The sequence below is a fragment of the Pseudomonas putida genome (genome assembly GCF_001976065.1).
Taxonomy (GTDB): Bacteria; Pseudomonadota; Gammaproteobacteria; order Pseudomonadales; family Pseudomonadaceae; genus Aquipseudomonas; species Aquipseudomonas serbica.
Genome location: NZ_MNAH01000010.1, coordinates 147,964 through 166,714 on the forward strand (window position 1 = coordinate 147,964; position 18,751 = coordinate 166,714).

Genomic DNA, 18,751 nt, shown 5'->3' on the forward strand with positions numbered 1-18,751 from the left:
GTTTTCGCAGATCACCCGATCAAACACACGACACGCTCCAAAGCTGATCCAGCTTCCTGGTGTAGCTCTGGCTCATCATCTCCCGGCGCATGCCCCAATCGGGATTACCCGGCACACTGGCCGCGCGAAGTGTCCCCTTCCCCACCGGCCATTGATCTGATCCAGCACCGCCATGACGCGGCTCGCCTCGGCCGGTTGCGAAGTGGAGAACAAATCATCGGTGTACTCGCCGGGCTGGCACAGGTTCAGCAGCATGACTTCCGCCTTGCTGTAGGCGAAGCCGGGGCGGAATACCCGATCCAGCGCGTCGACGGCGGTCTGGTCAGCAGGCGCAGGTCAACCGTAGGATACGGCAGGTCCACCACGACACCGTTGGCGTATTTGGCTTCCTCGGGGCTGAACATGCCGGTGCGTATGCTGACCCGGATCTTCTTGCACAGCGAATTCTGTGCCCTGATTTTTTCCGAGGCGCGCATCATGTAGGTGGCGACGGCCTCCTTGATCGGTGCAAGCTCCTTGAGCCGCAACTGGTTTCGAACAACCATTTGTAGCGATTGCGCTCGGCTTCCAGCTCGTCCAGGCGCGCGGCGTTCCGGGTAATGGCTCTTGCGCGCCGAATGACTGCCTAGTCCGAGCAGTCCGGCCAGCGCCCGTTGTTGCTCGTCAGAGGGCTTCACCATAGACGACCTCGACATCGCGCTGGCTGGATTCACGCGGGTTGGTGAGGATGCACGGGTCATCCATGGCATGTTGCGACAGGAATGGAATGTCCGAGGTCCTGACCCCATGCAAGCCGAGGGTTTCGTGAAAACCGATCGCATGCTTGAGAGCGATCAGGTGTTCAACCAGGCGCCCGCAGATCTGCCGGTGATTGAGGCCCCGGCAGTCGATGCCGAACGTCTCGGCGATGACCTTGAAGCGGTCCGGTGCCGAGTCGTAGTTGAACGCCACGACGTGTTCCACCAGCACCGCGTTGCACAGGCCATGGGGCAGGTCGAGAAAGCCGCCGAGGCTGTGGGACATGGCATGCACCGCGCCGAGGATCGCGTTGGAGAACGCCAGGCCGGCCTGCATGCTGCCGAGCATGATTTTCTCGCGCAGGGCGATGTCGGTCGGGTTGGCGATCATCTGCACCAGGTTGCCGTTGATCAGGCGCATGGCTTCCAGCGCATGGGGATCGGTCAGCGGCCCGTGCCCGGTGGACACGAAGGCTTCGATGGCGTGCACCAGCGCGTCGATGCCGGTACAGGCCGACAGGAACGGGTCCATGCTCAGGGTGGTTTCCGGGTCGATCAGCGACACGTCCGGCACCACCGCCTTGCTGACGATGGAGAACTTCATGCGTTCCTGCTGATTGGAAATGATCACGAACTGCGACACGTCGGCGGAGGTGCCGGCGGTGGTCGGGATCAGGATCAGCGGCGGACTGGGCACGCGGATGGTGTCCACGCCTTCGAACTCGAGGATGCTGCGGCCATGGGCAACGACAATGCCGATACCTTTACCGCAATCCATCGGGCTGCCGCCGCCGACGGCGACGATCACATCGCAGTGGTTTTCCCGGTACAGCTCGGCACCGAGCATCACCTCTTCCACACGCGGGTTGGGCGAGACGGCGCTGTACAGGCAATATTCGATGCCCAGGGCTTGCAGGCTGGCTTCGACATCCGCCACCCAACCGGCGGCAATCACTCCCGGATCGCTGACCACCAGCACCTTGCGCGCACCAAAGGTCTTGGCGTAGTTGCCGACGTTGTGCCGGCAACCGGCACCGAAGATGATTTCAGGCGAAACGAATTTACGCAGCTGGCTGAGACTCTGGCTCATTGGAAAGCCTGTTTTTATTGTTTTGGAAGGTAAGGCCCACACTAACGCATCCGGCTGCGAATGCAATCAGACCAATGGCTGGGTTCACCACAGGTCCCACATTGGATTTGTGTTGCCGGGGTCATCCGCGGTAGATCAGCTGCGAAGCCTTCGCATTGCGCAACGTCAGGTGTTCCATGCCCTGCCCCGGCGCTTCTGCTTCCTCGCGAGCCTTGAGGATGACGCCATGGTAAGGCGACTTGCTGCACACCGGGTCGGCATTGGCGGCGTCGCCGGTGAGCATGAACGCCTGGCAGCGGCAGCCACCCAGGTCCTTGTGTTTTTCATCGCAGGAACGACACGGCTCCTTCATCCAGTCATCGCCACGGAAACGGTTGAAACCCAAAGATTGGTTCCAGATGTGCTCGATGCTGTGCTCGCGCACGCTGGGAAACTGCACAGGCAGTTGCCGGGCGCTGTGACAAGGCAACGCCGTGCCGTCCGGGGTGATGTCGAGAAACAGGTTGGCCCAGCCGTTCATGCAGGTCTTGGGTCGTTCTTCGTAGTAGTCCGGGGTGACGAATATCAGCTTGCACGGATGACCCTGCGCTTCGAGTCGCTCGCGGTATTCATTGGTGATGCGCTCGGCCCGTTGCAATTGCTCCCGGGTCGGCAACAGGCCGACGCGGTTGAGCTCGGCCCAGCCATAGAACTGGCAGGTGGCCAACTCGACGAAATCCGCCTCCAGCTCCAGGCACAGATCAATGATCTTCGCGATGTCATCGATGTTGTGCCGATGGGTGACGAAGTTCAGCACCATCGGATAACCCTGGGCTTTCACCGCCCGGGCCATCGCCAGCTTCTGCGCGAAAGCCTTGCGCGAGCCGGCGAGCATGTTGTTCACCGCTTCGTCGGCGGCCTGGAAACTGATCTGGATGTGATCGAGCCCGGCGACCTTGAAGTCGCGCACCTTCTGCTCGGTCAGGCCGATGCCGGAGGTGATCAGGTTGGTGTAGTAGCCCATGTCCCGCGCGGCCTTGATCAACTCGGCCAGGTCTTGCCGCACCAGGGGCTCGCCACCGGAAAAGCCCAATTGTGCGGCGCCCATGTCCCGCGCCTCACGAAAGACGCGAATCCATTCCTCGGTACTCAGTTCCTCGCCATGCCGGGCGAAATCCAGGGGATTGGAGCAATACGGACACTGCAGCGGACAGCGATAGGTCAGCTCCGCCAGCAGCCACAACGGCGGCCCCGGCAGCGCCTCACTCGATCCAGAATTGCGCATGGGCCACCTCCAGGAATGCCAGCACGTCCTCGTCGATGCCCGGCACGTCGGGAAAACTCGCCGTCAGCCGATCGATGATCGCCGCGACGCTGCGCTGGCCGTCCACCAGATCGAGAATCTGACCGGCACTGGTGTTGAGCTTGATCATGCCTTCGGGGTACAGCAGCACATGGCAGTCCTGGCGCGGTTCCCATTGCAGGCGAAATCCCCGGCGCAACGACGGTGACTGCTCGCGACTGATCAGGCTCACAGTTCAATCCCCCGATGCCAGACGTTGTCCCCGGTGACGGTGTGATACGGCGGGCGTTCCAGCTCATAGGCCATACTCATCGCGTCGAGCATGCACCACAGCACGTCGAGCTTGAACTGCAGGATCTGCAGCATGCGTTGCTGGGCCTCGAGGGTGACGTAGTGCGCAAGCGTGATGCGCAAGCCGTGTTCGACATCCCGTCGGGCCTGACTCAGGCGCGTGCGAAAGTAGTCGTAGCCGGCGACGTCGATCCATGGGTAATGGGTCGGCCAGGCATCGAGTCGCGACTGATGGATCTGCGGCGCGAACAGTTCGGTCAGCGAGCTGCTGGCTGCCTCCTGCCAGCAGGCACGGCGGGCGAAATTGACGTAGGCATCCACGGCGAAACGCACGCCGGGGAGCACCAGTTCCTGAGAGAGGATCTGCTCGCGGTCGAGCCCCACCGCCTCGCCCAGGCGTAGCCAGGCTTCGATACCGCCCTCGCTGCCCGGTGCACCGTCATGATCGATGATCCGTTGCAGCCATTCCCGGCGCACTTCGCGGTCCGGGCAGTTGGCCAGGATCGCGGCATCCTTGAGCGGGATGTTGAGCTGGTAATAGAAGCGATTGGCGACCCAGCCCTGGATCTGTGCGCGGCTGGCGCGGCCGGCGTACATGGCTTGGTGGAAGGGGTGATGAATGTGGTAGTAGGCGCCCTTGGCGCGCAGGGCGGCTTCGAATTCGCTGGGGGTCATGGGGGTGTCGGTCATTGCGGGTCTCCGAATTTGGCGGTGTCTGAACTGACGCCTTCGCGGGCAAGCCCGCGCCTACAGGGGCTGCGGTGTTCACAAAACCTGTGGGAGCGGGCTTGCTCGCGAAGGGGTCGTCGGCTACAGCTCAATACTCATGCCGTCATAAGCCACTTCGATCCCCCGCCGCTCCAGCAAGGCCCGCTCGGCCGAGTCTTCATCGAGGATCGGATTGGTGTTGTTGATGTGGATCAGCACCTTGCGCTGGCGGGGAAAAGCTTCCAGCACTTCCAGCATGCCGCCGGGCCCGCTTTGCGCCAGGTGGCCCATCTCGCTGCCCAGGCTCTGTCCGACTTCGCACAGACGCATCTCGTCGTCGCGCCACAAGGTGCCGTCCAGCAACAGGCAATCGGCGCGCGCCATCCAGGCCAGCACCTCATCGTCGATCTGCCCAAGGCCCGGTGCGTAGAACAGCGAGGCGCCGCTGTGCTGGTCTTCGACGAACAAACCAATGGTGTCGCCCGGTTGCGGGTTGCCGCGATGGGGTGAATACGGCGGCGCGTTACTGACCAATGGAATCGCCCGCAACTGCAACTGCGGGCAAGCCGCGATCTGGAAGGGCTCGCGGTCCAGTTCGATCGGTTGCCACTGCAGGCCGCCGTTCCAGTGACCGAGCATGGTGAACAAGGGGAAGCCGCTGCTGAGGTCCTGGTGAACCCGCTCGGTGCACCACACCTCATGCGGGCAGCCTTCGCGCAGGCTCAGCAGCCCGGTGCAGTGATCGATCTGGCTGTCCAGCAGCACCACGCCGGCGATGGCGCTGTCACGCAAGCGTCGCGCCGGTTGCAGCGGCGCAAAACTCTCGAGTTGCGCGCGAATGTCCGGTGAAGCATTGCACAGCACCCAGTCCACACCGTTGTCGCTCAGGGCGATCGACGACTGTGTGCGACGCTGCGCCCGCACACTGCCATTGCGCACACCGGCACACTGGCGGCAGTTGCAGTTCCACTGCGGAAAACCACCGCCGGCGGCGGAACCGAGAACGCGGATGTGCATGGGCAATGCTCCAGAAGGCAGGCCCGGCCAACGCCACGGCTGGCCGGGTGATCAATCAACGGTTGGCGAAATACATCGTCACTTCGAAGCCAATGCGCAGATCGGTAAACGCGGGTTTAGTCCACATGGGTCATTCCTCTTCTTGTGCCGGGCGATTCCGGTAGAGCCATTAATGCACGGTGGGCCGGGGGGTCGAATGCTACTTTCGAAGGAGGTTTGGGGGTGATTTGGTAGGGGGGTGTCAGGGGATACACAAAACCAATGTGGGAGCGAGCCTGCTCGCGATGGCGGCATAACATTCAACATGGATGCTGGATGTAATGGCCTCATCGCGAGCAGGCTCGCTCCCACAGGGTACTGCGGTGATCCTAGGGGATCAGAAGAAACCCAGCGGATTGATGTCGTAGCTCACCAGCAGGTTCTTGGTCTGCTGGTAATGGTCGAGCATCATCTTGTGGTTCTCCCGGCCGACGCCGGACTTCTTGTAGCCGCCGAACGCCGCATGCGCCGGGTACAGGTGGTAGCAGTTGGTCCACACGCGCCCGGCCTTGATCGCCCGGCCCATGCGGTAGGCGCGGTTGATGTCGCGGGTCCACAGGCCGGCACCGAGGCCGAACTCGCTGTCGTTGGCGATGGCCAGTGCCTCGGCTTCGTCCTTGAAGGTGGTGATACCCACCACCGGGCCGAAGATTTCTTCCTGGAACACACGCATTTTGTTGTGGCCCTTGAGCAGGGTCGGCTGGATGTAATAGCCGCTGGACAGGTCGCCTTCCAGACGCTCGGCCGCGCCGCCGGTGAGCAGTTCGGCGCCCTCCTCCTGGGCAATGGCCAGGTACGAGAGGATCTTGTCGTATTGCTGTTCGGAGGCCTGGGCGCCGACCATGGTCTCGGTGTCCAGCGGGTTGCCGCGCTTGATCTTGACGATCTTCTTCATCACCTCGGCCATGAACGGTTCGTAGATCGACTCCTGCACCAGGGCTCGGGATGGACAAGTGCACACTTCGCCCTGGTTGAAGAACGCCAGCACCAGGCCCTCGGCGGCTTTTTCGATGAACGCAGGTTCCGCGTTCATGATGTCTTCGAAGAAAATGTTCGGCGACTTGCCGCCCAGCTCGACAGTGCTCGGAATGATGTTCTCGGCGGCGCAATGCATGATGTGCGCGCCGACCGGAGTCGAGCCGGTGAAGGCGATCTTGGCGATGCGCTTGCTGGTGGCCAGGGCTTCGCCGGCTTCGCGACCGAAACCCTGGACGATGTTCAGCACGCCGGCCGGCAGCAGGTCGGCAATCAGTTCAGCGAAGACCATGATCGACAGCGGCGTCTGCTCAGCGGGCTTGAGCACGATGCAGTTACCCGCGGCCAGCGCCGGGGCGAGTTTCCAGGCGGCCATCAGCAGCGGGAAGTTCCATGGAATGATCTGCCCCACCACCCCCAGGGGTTCGTGGAAGTGATAGGCGGTGGTCAGCTCGTTGATCTCGGCGGCGCCGCCTTCCTGGGCGCGGATGCAGCCGGCGAAGTAGCGGAAATGGTCAGCGGCCAGGGGCACGTCGGCGTTGAGGGTTTCGCGCACGGCCTTGCCGTTGTCCCAGGTTTCGGTGACGGCCAGGACTTCGAGATTTTGCTCGATGCGATCAGCGATTTTCAGCAGTACCAGGGAGCGGTCCTGGGCCGAGGTCTTGCCCCAGGCATCGGCGGCGGCATGGGCGGCGTCCAGGGCCTTGTCGATGTCGGCGGCGCTGGAGCGCGGGAATTCGGCGATCACTTCACCGTTGACCGGCGAGGTGTTGGTGAAGTACTCGCCATTGACCGGCGCGACGAATTCGCCGCCGATGAAGTTGCCGTAGCGTGGCTTGAACGTCACGACGGCGCCGGGTGTTCCGGGTTGGGCATAGATCATGGTGGGCCTCTGTCTGGGTCGATGCCTGCCGTGCCGACAGGCGATGAACCGATACTAGAGAGCCCCGCACGCCAGACGAATGCATCGTTGGCAGGAGGGACTCTCGTTATTTGGTAGTAGGAGCCGGCTTGCCGGCGAAGGCGTTTTCATTGGCGATGCATGCCTGAAGGGCCTCTTCGCTGGCAAGCCAGCTCCTACAAGTTCTGATGCCTGCAGTCAGTGCCTGGCGACGAGGTCCTTGGGCAGCTTGAAGGTCCAGAGCATGCCGCCCTGGTTGAAGTCCTTGACCCGCTTGGCCACTTCACCGCCCCACAGCGGCACGGCGCCGCCCCAGCCGGAGAGCACCGAGACATACTGTTCGCCATCCATCTCCCAGGTTACGGGCGAGCCCAGCACGCCGGAGCCGGTCTGGAATTCCCAGACCTTCTCGCCGGTCTTGGCATTGAACGCCTGCAGGAAACCTTCCGGGGTGCCGGTGAACACCAGGTTGCCCTTGGTGGTCAGCACACCGCCCCACAGCGGCGCGAAGTTCTTGTGCCGCCAGACTTCCTTGCCGGTTTTCGGATCGATTGCCCGCAGCACGCCGATGTAGTCTTCATTCAACGGCTTGATGGTGAAACCGGCGCCGAGGAACGCCGCGCCTTTCTTGTAGGCGATGCCTTCGTTCCAGATGTCCATGCCCCATTCGTTGGACGGCACGTAGAACAACCCGGTGTCGCGGTTGTAGGCCATCGGCATCCAGTTTTTCGCGCCGAGGAATGCCGGCGCTACGAACACCGAGCTGCCTTTGGCTTCGGTGCCCGGCGCGCCAGGACGGCTGGCTTCGTTGTAGATCGGTCGACCGGTCTTATCCAGGCCGGTGGCCCAGGTGATCTTGTCCACGAACGGGAAGCCGCGGATGAATTTGCCGTTGGTGCGATCCAGCACGTAGAAGAAACCATTACGGTCAGCGGTGGCCGCCGCCTTGATTTCCTTGCCGCCCTCGGTGTAGTTGAACGACACCAGCTCGTTGACGCCGTCATAGTCCCAACCGTCGTGGGGCGTGCTCTGGAAGTGCCACTTGATGGTGCCGTCGTCCGGGTTGAGCGCCAGGCGCGACGACGAATAGAGGTTGTCGCCAGGGCGCAGGTGCGAGTTCCAGGGCGCCGGGTTGCCGGTGCCGAACAACAGCAGGTTGGTTTCCGGGTCGTAGTAGCCGCCCAGCCATGGCGCGGCGCCGCCGGTCTTCCACAGGTCGCCCGGCCAGGTCTTGCCCGCCTCGCCGCCGGAGATGCCGTTTTCCACGGCCTTGCCGTCCTTGTAGACGTAACCCATGTGGCCCTCAACCGTTGGCCGGGTCCACAACAGGTTGCCGTTCTTCGGGTCGTAGGCTTCGATCTTGCCGACCACGCCAAATTCGCCACCGGCCACGCCAGTGATCAGTTTGCCGTTGATCACCAGCGGTGCGGCGCTGATCGAGTAGCCTTCCTTGTGGTCGGCGACTTTCTTGCTCCAGACCACCTTGCCGGTGTCCTTGTTCAGCGCCACGAGCTTGGCGTCGAGGGTGCCGAAGATCACCAGGTCGCCGTACAGCGCGACGCCGCGGTTGATCACGTCGCAGCAGGGGCGAATGTCATCCGGCAGGCGCGCATCGTACTGCCAGAGCTTCTTGCCGGTGCGCGCATCCACGGCGAACACCCGCGAGTAGGAGCCGGTCATGTACATCACGCCGTCCTTGACCATCGGCTGCGCCTGCTGGCCGCGCTGCTTTTCGCCGCCGAAGGAGAAGGCCCACGCCGGCCGCAATTCCTTGACGTTGTCGACGTTGAGGATGTCCAGCGGGCTGTAGCGCTGACCCTGCACGCCCAGGCCATTGGTGACGATCTGCTCGGGGTTCTTGGGGTCCTGGAGAATGTCCTGGTCGGAAACCCCGGCCAATGCCTGGCCAGACAACAGCATGGCACTGAGCAACAGGCTCAAGACGAAGGGCTGGCGACGTGCGGGTTGAGTCATGACGGCTTCCTCTGCAGTTTTTGTTATTTCCGGGAAATTTTCCCGGTCTGGTGCAGATTCTTGGGCGCCGCCGCCCTCACAACAATTACCCGCAATGTGGAGTTTTCTAGTTCCTTGGTACAGGGTCGGATGCCGACCAACACCCCCTGTGGGAGCGGGCTTGCTCGCGAAGAGGCCTTTACATTCAACATATGTATTGCCTGACACACCGCTTTCGCGAGCAAGCCCGCTCCCACAGGGGATTTGGGTGGGTCAGTTGTTTGAGTTGGAGTCCACCCGGGTCATCTGCGCTCGCTCGTAACGCGGGTACAAATGACTGACGCTGCGGATCAATTCGTAGCGGCTGAGATTGATCCCGGCAAAACGCTCGGGAATGGGACTGCGGATCATCTCGCTCATGTCGCTGCCGTTGGCCGCACCGTCGCGCATCAATTGATCGAGCCAGCCCAGGTAGTCGCGCATCTGCGCGAAGGGCTGCGGGTCGCTGGCGACCGGGCCGTGGCCGGGCACGATGAGTGTCCAGGGCAGCGCCTGCAGGGTCGCCATGTCGGCCAGCCACACCGCCAGCCCCGGACTGTTGGGCGTGGTCAGTGCCCGCTGATAAAACACCAGGTCCCCGGCAAACAGCACGCCGGTTCGCTGGTCGAGAATAGCCAGATCCGCACCCGTATGCCCACCCAGGCTCAGCAGGCGCAAATCGTGGTTCCCAAAACTTTCCACTCCGGGGGTCAGCGTCCGGGTCGGCAACACCACTTCGGTGCCTCGCATCCAGTCGCCCACCAGCCGGTACATGTTCTCGGCCATGGCATCGCCCTGCTTTTGCAGCAGCTCGCTGGTGCCGGCCAGGGCGCCAATCGGCACATCGCTGAACGCCTGGTTGCCCAGCACATGGTCGGGGTGATGATGGGTCAGCAGGACCTGGATCACCGGTTTGTCGGTGGTCGCCGCGATGGCCCGGCGCATGGCCTCGCCATAACGCCTGGACGGCCCGGTATCGATCACCACCACGCCGCGCTCGGTAACGATGAACGCCGTATTGACGATGTTGCCACCGTTGGCCTTGGCGAAATTATCGGTGCTGCCTTCGAGCAGCCAGGTGTCTTCGGCGATCTGCCTGGGCGTGAGCAAGTAGTCGAGATCGGCCATGGCTGGCAGGCCCAGGCCGATGAACAACAGCAGCATCCAACGCATGACAGGCTCCTTGAATTCAGGGGATCGACGCTTCGAATTGATTGCCGCTGTTATCGCGCAACAACAGGCGCGTCGACCCTGCCCGTTCGATATCAAAGGCCAGGCTGGGATTTTCGCTGACGGCGGGGAACAGTTCGAGACGAGCGAGCAACTGATCATGCTGATCGCGCAGCTGCGCATGGTTGAGGAAAAATTCCGGGATACCGCTGACCATGCCGTTGTCCATCGGATGCGCCACCTGCAAGCGCACGCGGCTGAAGGCATCCCGCGGGTAACGGCCGCCCAGCACTTCGCCGATGTGTTCCTCCCAGCCAGCCTGGGTGCGCACGACACTGGGCGCGGTGCAACCGCCACCGGCCGCGTCGATCAGGGTCGAACCGACATGCCACACCCCGTCACGGGTCAGCACCGCCGCACGCAAGGGTGTGGCCTGTTCGACTCGGATGCGGATCGCCAGCCACGGCAACACGCCGGTCAGCGGCTCGAAATCGACGATTTTCGGCAAGGGGTTGAGTTCCGCCCAGGCGAGGATTCTCACCACTTCGCCGTCGAAGGCACGGGCGTCGATTTCCAGGGGCACTTGCCGGGCATCTTCGGCGAACGGCGGCGCCAGCAGCTTGACCCGCTCATCGAACACGAACGGCGCCGAGCCGAGCATCTGTTTGTGATAGAAAGCCCACATAACCGACGGCACCGGGTCCTTGCCCGGATCGATGTCCACCGCGTGTGTGGCCGGGCTCAAGATCAACCATGCGGCTAACAGACAACTCCCTCGCCAGATCATCACTTGCTCCTATTGGTACATCTCGGGCACGTCGTAGCGCAGACCGTAACGGCCATAGATGGTTTTCACCGAGCCCTCGCGGATCATCCCTTCCAGCGCCTCCTCCACGGCATAGGCCAGTTGCCGATTGCTTTCGTGCACCGCCATGCCGATTTCCCAAAGCTGCTTGCCCATGTTCGGATAGGCGTTTTGCGCCAGTGCAAGCTGCGGGTCGGCCGCTTCATGCACTTGCCAGTCGATCTCGCCGCGCATGGCCATGACCGCGTCGACCTCACCGGCCTTCATCGCTGCAAACGCCTGGGGCACGCCCGGGTAGTGGCGGGTCTTGCCGGCGAGCATGCCGTTGAATACCGAGGTCAGGTAGAACGACGGCACGCTGTCGACTTCGACGCCGATCGGGTGCTGCTCGAACACCGCGACGCTGGCCACCTTGTCCAGGCGTCGACGGTCGTAGGCGACCTGCCATTGTTCATTTTGGTAAGGGCCGAACATCACCACATGGCCGTTTTCCATTTCGCCGAATTCGTTGCGTTTCTGCGCGTAATCGCGGTCGTACGGCACCCGCATCATCAGGTCGGCCAGTTGCTGGTTGTGCAGCGGGCTGGCACGCCAGATGTAATCGCGCAGGTCATCGTCGAGCTTTTCCCCGGCAGGCGCCCAGATCAGCGTCAGGCGCACGCCCAGCGCCTTGGCCAGCGCCTGGGCGAGTTCGACATCGACCCCCCGGGGCTGACCGGCGTCTTCAAAACTGTAGGGAGCAAAGTCCTTGTAGACCGCCACTTTCAGCTCCCCGGCGGCGATCATTTCATCGTAATTGCGAACCTGCGCCTGCACCGACTGGCAGCACAGCCACACAGCGCTGATCAACACCGCGAGCAGGCGCATGGGTCACTCCTCGACGTGGACGCTGTCCAGGTAGCTGCGCACCGCCCACAAGGCTTCCTGGCTCAGGTAGTCGGCCATCTTCGGCATGTACACGCGGCCGTCACGCACGGCGCCATTGCGTACCCGTTCGACGAACCATTCATCACCCGCTTCGCCGACATCGAGCATGCGCAGGTCCGGGGCGATACCCCCGGACTTGGCTTCCAGGCCATGACAGGCCGCGCAATTCTGGTTGTAGGCCGATGAACCGATTTCCACCGCCTTGTCGTGCTCGGGGGTGCTGCGGTAAGGGTTCACGGCGGCCCAGCCATCGCCGTCCACCTGAACGCCGGCGTCCTTGATCGGGGTCAGCCCTTGGGTCTCGACGGCTTGTGGCACCACATTGCCGTGGGCCCATACGGAACCTGCACTGATAAAGCCGGCCAGCAGTCCGGCTACGAGCAAGGCGTTGCGTTTTGTTGTCATTGTTATGCCCTCTGGATTGCACGCAAGACCTCTTGGCAGAGGCTATGGCAACCATCTTAGGAACCCCCGCGCACTGGCCCCATGCTGCTTTGGTGGCCGCCGTCTAATCCCTTGGTAGTAAGGCCTTCGATGGACTGCCAAATCAGGTGGCCCATGGGAAATTTTCCCGGCAACGGCGGGACATTTTCCGTATCCGGCCACCCGCCGGGCGCCCCACCCTGTGCAGGCCAAAACCTCCACTGGGAACTGCAACCATGACAATAAGATCGCTACCCGCCCTTTCCCCCTTGACCGTCGCCGTACAGGCTCTTTTGCTGGTCGGCGGCCTGTCCCTGAGCGCTGTTGGTCATGCCGAAACCGCACCGGCCACTGCTACCCGTAATGTGAGTTGGGAAGACATTGCCAACGACCACTTGACCACCAAGGACGTGCTGCAATACGGCATGGGCACCAACGCCCAGCGCTGGAGTACGCTGGCCCAGGTCAACGACAGGAATGTGTTCAAGCTGACCCCGGCCTGGTCCTATTCCTTCGGTGACGAGAAGCAGCGCGGCCAGGAATCGCAGGCCATCGTCAGCGACGGCGTGGTCTACGTCACCGGCTCGTATTCGCGGGTATTCGCCCTGGATGCCAAGACCGGCAAGCGCCTGTGGACCTACAACCATCGATTGCCGGACAACATTCGCCCGTGCTGCGACGTGGTCAACCGCGGCGCGGCGATCTATGGCGACAAGATCTACTTCGGCACCCTCGATGCGCGGCTGATCGCCCTGGACAAGAACACCGGCAAGGTGGTGTGGAACAAGAAGTTCGGCGACCACGCCGCGGGCTACACCATGACCGGCGCCCCAGTGCTGATCAAGGACAAGACCAGCGGCAAGGTGCTGCTGATCCATGGCAGTTCCGGCGATGAGTTCGGCGTGGTCGGCCAGCTCTACGCCCGCGATCCGGACACCGGCGAAGAAGTCTGGATGCGGCCTTTCGTCGAAGGCCACATGGGCCGCCTGAACGGCAAGGACAGTACCCCCACCGGCGATGTGAAGGCGCCGTCGTGGCCGAACGATCCGACCACCGAAACCGGCAAGGTCGAGGCCTGGAGCCACGGCGGTGGCGCGCCCTGGCAGAGCGCCAGCTTCGATCCCGACACCAACACCATCATCGTCGGCGCCGGCAACCCGGGCCCCTGGAACACCTGGGCGCGCACCTCGAAGGACGGCAACCCGCACGATTACGACAGCCTCTACACCTCGGGCCAGGTGGGCGTCGACCCGAGCACCGGCGAGGTCAAATGGTTCTACCAGCACACGCCGAACGATGCCTGGGACTTCTCCGGCAACAACGAGCTTGTGCTGTTCGACTACAAGGACAAAAACGGCAAGACGGTCAAGGCCACCGGCCACGCCGACCGCAACGGGTTCTTCTACGTGGTCGACCGCAACAACGGCAAATTGCAGAACGCCTTCCCCTTTGTCGACAACATCACGTGGGCCAGCCACATCGACCTCAAGACCGGCCGCCCGGTGGAGAACGAAGGCCAGCGTCCGGCCAAGCCGTTGCCGGGCGAAACCAAGGGCAAGCCGGTAGAAGTCTCGCCGCCGTTCCTGGGCGGCAAGAACTGGAACCCCATGGCCTACAGCCAGGACACCGGGCTGTTCTACATTCCGGGCAACCAGTGGAAAGAGGAATACTGGACCGAAGAGGTCAACTACAAGAAAGGCTCGGCCTACCTGGGCATGGGTTTTCGTATCAAGCGCATGTACGACGATCACGTCGGCACCCTGCGGGCGATGAACCCGACCACCGGCAAAGTGGTCTGGGAGCACAAGGAACACCTGCCACTGTGGGCCGGCGTACTGGCGACCAAGGGCAACCTGGTGTTCACCGGCACCGGCGACGGTTTCTTCAAGGCCTTCGATGCGAAAACCGGCAAGGAGTTGTGGAAGTTCCAGACCGGCAGCGGCATCGTCTCCCCGCCGATCACCTGGGAGCAGGACGGCGAGCAGTACATCGGCGTGACCGTCGGCTACGGCGGCGCGGTGCCGTTGTGGGGCGGCGACATGGCGGAACTGACCAAACCGGTGGCTCAGGGCGGGTCGTTCTGGGTGTTCAAGATTCCGAGCTGGGATAACCAGACCGCGCAAAGGTAAGCACTCAGCGGGCTAACCCACTCCCGACAGGAACACTACATACCCCTGTGGGAGCGGGCTTGCCCGCGAAGACTCGCTCAACTCCACCCGAGAATTGCGCCATGAAATACCTATCGCTCTTACTTCTACTCACCCTGCCGCTGGCCCACGCCGACGACGACACCCCCCTGATCATCAACGGCTGCACCATCGCCGAACACAGCCAGTGCCCCGGCGCCAATCTCAAGGGCGCCGACCTGAGCAACCAGGACCTGCGCAACATGAACCTCAGCGGTGCCGACCTTCGCCAAGCCGACCTGCGTCACGCCCGCCTCGACCTCGCCAATCTGGAAAAGGCCCGGCTACAGGGCGCGAACCTGACCCGCGCGAGCCTGCAACAGAGCAATGCGCGCCTGGCTGATTTCACCGGCGCCACGCTGGTGGCGATCCAGGGCTGGGGGATGTTCGCCCAGGGCGCGCAGTTCGCCAACGCCGACCTTAGCGGCGCCTACCTGCAATTCGCCCGTCTCTCCGGGGCCAGGCTGCACAACAGCAACCTGCGCGCCGCCGACCTGGAGATGACCTGGCTGAGCAAGGCCGACCTCAAGGACGCCAACCTCAGCGACGCCAACCTGCAGGAGGCCAAGTTGGGTGAAAGCAACCTGGAGCACGCCAACCTCAACGGCTCGCGCCAGCACTATGCGAACTTTCAGGATGCGAACATGGAGGGCTGTACGGGGTGCCCGACGACTTGGGACAAATGACCTGAATGCAACACACCCCCCTGTGGGAGCGGGCTTGCTCGCGACAGCGGAGTGTCATTGAGCATTTTCGTGACTGACACACCGTCTGCGCAAGCCCGCTCCCACAGGGGATGGGTGTTGAATGGACGAGCGAGTCATCCCGCCTTGCGCACCACCCCCATATCAATCCCCAGATGCACCAATTCGGCATGGGAGCTCACCTGCAACTTGCTCTTGAGCAACGTCAGGTGATTGGAAACCGTCTTGCTGCTGATGCTCAGTTGCTCGGCAATCTGTCGCGCGGGGGTGCCCTTGGCGAGCATCACGAAAATCTCCAGCTCGCGCTGGGTCATGCTCTGCAGGCGCGGGTCGCTGGCGTCCTGTTGCGCATGGCAAGCCAGTTGCGTGGCCAGGGGCTGTTCGATGTAGGCGTGCCCGGCGAGCACGCGCCGCACCGCTTCGATCAGCACTGGCGGCGCCGAGCTTTTGGTCAGGTAACCCGCGGCCCCGGCGTCCAGTGCCTGGCGCACCAGCGGCAGTTCATCGTGCATGCTGAAAAACAGCACCCGCAGTTGCGGCAAACGCTGGCGCAAGCGCCGGGTGGTTTCCAGGCCGCTGATGCCGGGCAGGCCGAAATCCATGATCACCAGCTGTGGCACGCTCTCCTGAACCCGCAGCAGCGCCTCCTCGCCCGTTGCCGCCTCACGCACCTGCAGCGCCGGTAACAGGGCGCGCAAAAGGCTCGCGTAGCCCTGGCGGACTACCGCATGGTCATCGACCAGCAAAATACTCATGAAACCTCCAGGGGCATGCTCAAGGTCAGCGCCCAACCGGCGCCAGGGTGGCTGATGATGCGCAACTCGCCGCCCAGGCTACGGGCGCGCTCGCGCATCGAATACAACCCGACGCCAGGACGCTGCGGTTGCGCGGCGCCGCGACCGTTATCGCGCACCAGCAGGCGCAGGTGTGCGCCATGATATTGCAGGCGAACATGAACCTGGCTGGCGTCGGCATGCCGGGCGATGTTGGTCAGGGCTTCCTGCAGCAAGCGGTACAGATGGGTCTTGTCGGGCGCCGACAACCTTGGCAACTGCGCACTGAGCCGCAGGCGACAAGAGATGCTCTGGCGGCCCTGCCATTGCTCCACCAGCAAGCGGATGGCTTCGCCCAGCGGCAGGTGCTGCAGGACCACCGGATAGAGGTTGTGCACCAGCGCCCGAAAGCCCTGTTGCAGGTGTTCGCAGTTGTGCTCCAGTTCCAGCATCGTGCGCTCGACGGTCTGCGGTTGATCGGCCACCAGGCGCAACAGACACGCCTGGGCACGGATCCCGGCCAGGTACTGACCGAGATCGTCGTGCAGGGTTTGGGCCAGTTGGGTACGCTCCTGTTCCTGCACGGCCAGCAAGGCCTGGGTCAGCCGGGCGTTGTCGCTGCCGGCCTGCTCCAGCGCCGCGGTCATGCGGTTGAAATGCCCCGCCAGTTGCCTCGCCTCGGGTACCCCTTCGGCGCGCAGGCGCACCTTGAGCTGCCCGGCGCACACCTGCTGCAACGCCCGCAGTAGCTCATCGAGCAGGCCCATGCCGCGGCGCACGGCCCAGCGAATGGCCAGCAGACTGACCACCAGGGCCATCGCACACAGGCTGAGCAACTGTTGCAGGGAGTCCCAGACTTCGTCGATTTCATCCCGCGGATCGACTGCAATCTGCACCCGTCGGCCATCCGCCAGTTCGAGGACGCTTGCGCCGTGACGGGCCTCAGTGAACAGCAGGCGTCCGAGCCAGGCGTCGAGTCCGGCCTGCACGGCTGGCCGAGGCTGTTCATCCGCCGCCAGCCACTGCACGCGGACGTGGCGCAGGCCTTGGGTCAGCCGTGGTTGCAGGTCGACCGGGTCACGGGCGGCGGTTTCGCTCAGGTACTCGACCACCGCTTCGGCCGATTGCAGTTCACGTTCCACATCCTCCAGCGCCTGATGCACCAGCAACGCCATGCACGCCAAGGTGATCAGTGCGAAAAAGCCACAGACCCACAGGTTGATCCGCCACAGGGCCGACATGCCTAGCGCCCCGGTGTCGCGGGCATGACCTGCACCGGTGCGGGGCGCGGGCCGTGGAGCCGGTCGACGCCGATCAGCGTGAGGATCAGCAGGAGCGGCAACAGCAGTGCCTTGACGATACGCATGCCCAGTCCCCTCCAGAGTGGTGGCCGTTAATGCCCATGCTAAAACCGCGCCGCCCGGCGCGGGCTACTACCTTGGTACTGGCTGGTTGGTACTTTCTGCATATTTCCACACCTGCCCGGGCTTCCTATGCTGGCGCTACCTGTAATGGAGAGCCCTATGCGCCAGCTTGCCCCTTACGCCTTGATCTACCTGCTGGCGATTGCCTGCGCCGCCGGGCTGGTCTCCCAGAGCCAGGCGGCGGACGCGCCCTTGCAGGTGCGCATCGGCTACCTGGGGTATCGCCCGGACCCTGGCCCGCTGCTGTCGAACGTCATTCCCGAACCCGCCGACGCCGGCCTGCGCGGCGCCGAACTGGCGATCACCGACAGCAACAGCACCGGGCGCTTTCTCAATCACACCTACAGCCTGGCCAGCGCCAGCGTCGACAGCCCCGAAGCCTTGCTCACAGCGGCAAAATCGCAGCATGAGCAAGGCCTGCGCCTGTTCGTGGTGAATGCACCGGCCAGCAGCCTGCGCCAACTCAGTGCAGCGCTGCCCGACAGCCTGTTGTTCAACGCCGGCAGCCCCGACGACAGCCTGCGCACTACCGATTGCCTGCCCAACGTGCTGCACAGCCTGCCGAGCCGGGCGATGCTGGCCGACGCGCTGGCGCAATTTCTGGTAGTGCGCAAATGGCAACGGGCGTTGCTGATCGTCGGCCCCACGGCGGACGATCAAGCCTACGCCGCCGCCCTGCGTCGCGCGGCCAAACGCTTCGGCCTGCAACTGATGGCGGAGAAAGCCTGGCGCTTCGATAACGATCAACGGCGCAGTGCCCAGGCCGACATGCCACTGTTCACCCAGACCGCCGAATACGACGTGGTGCTGGTGGCCGATGAGCGCGGCGATTTCGGCGAATACGTGCCGTACCAGACCTGGTACCCGCGCCCGGTGGCGGGGACTCAGGGCCTGACCCCGGTGGGTTGGCACAAGACCGTGGAAACCTACGGCGCCGCCCAGTTGCAGAAGCGCTTCGAAGCCCAGGCCGGACGCTGGATGAACGACCGCGATTTCGCCGCATGGATCGCCGTGCGCAGCATCGCCAGCGCCGTGAGCAAATCCCGGCAGACCGAACCGATGGCGATCCGCGACCTGGAAATCAGCGACCAGTTGCCGCTGGACGGTTTCAAGGGACGCAAGCTCAGCTACCGCCCGTGGAACGGCCAACTGCGCCAACCGATTCCCATCGTGCAGCCTCGGGCGCTGGTCAGCACCTCGCCCCAGGACGGCTTCCTGCACCCGTTCAACGAGATGGACAGCCTGGGTTACGACAAGCCCGAGGTCAGCTGCCGCTTTCCCTGAATACAACAACTACAACAAGGAAA

General features: G+C 63.3%; 18 protein-coding genes and 1 pseudogene. 3 read left to right on the plus strand and 16 right to left on the minus strand.

All coding sequences use genetic code 11. The annotated features are described in order from the left end of the window. Positions 1-19 precede the first annotated feature (19 nt). The 13 genes and pseudogenes from BKX96_RS27095 to pedF all read right to left on the minus strand — a co-directional run. Positions 20-524: pseudogene (locus BKX96_RS27095) on the minus strand (DUF4113 domain-containing protein); the annotation flags it as partial. Between the two features lie 139 nt (positions 525-663). Continuing rightward, a complete protein-coding gene (ercA, locus tag BKX96_RS27100; RefSeq protein ID WP_046817120.1) occupies positions 664-1,827 on the minus strand; it encodes an alcohol dehydrogenase-like regulatory protein ErcA in 1,164 nt (387 codons plus the stop codon). 121 nt (positions 1,828-1,948) lie between these two features. Continuing rightward, entirely contained in the window at positions 1,949-3,091 is a 1,143-nt protein-coding gene (gene pqqE / locus BKX96_RS27105) for a pyrroloquinoline quinone biosynthesis protein PqqE (protein ID WP_077185938.1), read from the minus strand. Next, positions 3,069-3,341, minus strand: coding sequence for a pyrroloquinoline quinone biosynthesis peptide chaperone PqqD (pqqD, locus tag BKX96_RS27110; protein ID WP_046817118.1), 273 nt, complete (start codon positions 3,339-3,341; stop codon positions 3,069-3,071). The genes pqqE and pqqD overlap by 23 nt, the downstream gene beginning before the upstream one ends. Further along, positions 3,338-4,090 carry a pyrroloquinoline-quinone synthase PqqC gene (gene pqqC / locus BKX96_RS27115; protein WP_046817117.1) on the minus strand — a complete coding sequence of 251 codons (753 nt, stop codon included), beginning with the start codon at positions 4,088-4,090 and terminating at the stop codon, positions 3,338-3,340. The genes pqqD and pqqC overlap by 4 nt, the downstream gene beginning before the upstream one ends. Before the next feature lie 120 nt (positions 4,091-4,210). Then, entirely contained in the window at positions 4,211-5,125 is a 915-nt protein-coding gene (gene pqqB, locus BKX96_RS27120; protein ID WP_077185939.1) for a pyrroloquinoline quinone biosynthesis protein PqqB, read from the minus strand. Between the two features lie 55 nt (positions 5,126-5,180). Then, positions 5,181-5,252: a pyrroloquinoline quinone precursor peptide PqqA gene (gene pqqA / locus BKX96_RS27125; RefSeq protein ID WP_003253598.1), complete on the minus strand. Its 72-nt coding sequence runs from the start codon at positions 5,250-5,252 to the stop codon at positions 5,181-5,183. A gap of 249 nt (positions 5,253-5,501) precedes the next feature. Further along, entirely contained in the window at positions 5,502-7,022 is a 1,521-nt protein-coding gene (exaC, locus tag BKX96_RS27130; RefSeq protein ID WP_046817115.1) for an acetaldehyde dehydrogenase ExaC, read from the minus strand. Positions 7,023-7,238: 216 nt separating this feature from the next. Beyond that, the gene (locus BKX96_RS27135; protein ID WP_077185940.1) at positions 7,239-9,014 is read right to left on the minus strand and encodes a PQQ-dependent methanol/ethanol family dehydrogenase; all 1,776 of its coding nucleotides are present in this window, start codon (positions 9,012-9,014) and stop codon (positions 7,239-7,241) included. 252 nt (positions 9,015-9,266) lie between these two features. Further along, positions 9,267-10,205 carry a quinoprotein relay system zinc metallohydrolase 1 gene (locus BKX96_RS27140; protein WP_077185941.1) on the minus strand — a complete coding sequence of 313 codons (939 nt, stop codon included), beginning with the start codon at positions 10,203-10,205 and terminating at the stop codon, positions 9,267-9,269. A gap of 16 nt (positions 10,206-10,221) precedes the next feature. After that, positions 10,222-10,989 carry a quinoprotein dehydrogenase-associated SoxYZ-like carrier gene (locus tag BKX96_RS27145; RefSeq protein ID WP_077185942.1) on the minus strand — a complete coding sequence of 256 codons (768 nt, stop codon included), beginning with the start codon at positions 10,987-10,989 and terminating at the stop codon, positions 10,222-10,224. A gap of 9 nt (positions 10,990-10,998) precedes the next feature. Next, entirely contained in the window at positions 10,999-11,874 is an 876-nt protein-coding gene (locus tag BKX96_RS27150) for a substrate-binding periplasmic protein (RefSeq protein WP_046817111.1), read from the minus strand. Between the two features lie 3 nt (positions 11,875-11,877). After that, a complete protein-coding gene (gene pedF, locus BKX96_RS27155; RefSeq protein ID WP_046817110.1) occupies positions 11,878-12,339 on the minus strand; it encodes a cytochrome c-550 PedF in 462 nt (153 codons plus the stop codon). A 254-nt stretch (positions 12,340-12,593) separates the two neighbouring features. On the opposite strand from pedF, the gene exaA reads away from it, so the two are divergent. Together exaA and BKX96_RS27165 are read left to right on the plus strand one after the other, a co-directional pair. After that, positions 12,594-14,486: a quinoprotein ethanol dehydrogenase gene (gene exaA / locus BKX96_RS27160; RefSeq protein WP_077185943.1), complete on the plus strand. Its 1,893-nt coding sequence runs from the start codon at positions 12,594-12,596 to the stop codon at positions 14,484-14,486. Positions 14,487-14,587: 101 nt separating this feature from the next. Beyond that, complete coding sequence (locus BKX96_RS27165; protein WP_046817108.1) at positions 14,588-15,229, plus strand: pentapeptide repeat-containing protein; 642 nt, start codon at positions 14,588-14,590, stop codon at positions 15,227-15,229. 134 nt (positions 15,230-15,363) lie between these two features. Here the strand turns inward: BKX96_RS27165 and BKX96_RS27170 are convergent, their stop codons facing one another. Genes BKX96_RS27170 through BKX96_RS33315 form a run of 3 tightly spaced genes read right to left on the minus strand, consistent with a single transcriptional unit; the run spans position 15,364 to position 17,386 of the window. Next, entirely contained in the window at positions 15,364-16,002 is a 639-nt protein-coding gene (locus tag BKX96_RS27170) for a response regulator (RefSeq protein ID WP_046817107.1), read from the minus strand. Continuing rightward, positions 15,999-17,261, minus strand: coding sequence for a sensor histidine kinase (locus BKX96_RS27175; protein ID WP_077185944.1), 1,263 nt, complete (start codon positions 17,259-17,261; stop codon positions 15,999-16,001). Before BKX96_RS27175 ends, BKX96_RS27170 begins: the two co-directional genes overlap by 4 nt. A 2-nt stretch (positions 17,262-17,263) precedes the next feature. Next, positions 17,264-17,386 carry a hypothetical protein gene (locus BKX96_RS33315; protein WP_256721671.1) on the minus strand — a complete coding sequence of 41 codons (123 nt, stop codon included), beginning with the start codon at positions 17,384-17,386 and terminating at the stop codon, positions 17,264-17,266. Between the two features lie 157 nt (positions 17,387-17,543). On the opposite strand from BKX96_RS33315, the gene pedA1 reads away from it, so the two are divergent. Then, positions 17,544-18,728, plus strand: a complete 1,185-nt coding sequence (gene pedA1, locus BKX96_RS27180) for a lanthanide ABC transporter ABC transporter substrate-binding protein PedA1 (protein ID WP_077185945.1) — start codon at positions 17,544-17,546, stop codon at positions 18,726-18,728. Positions 18,729-18,751 lie beyond the last annotated feature (23 nt).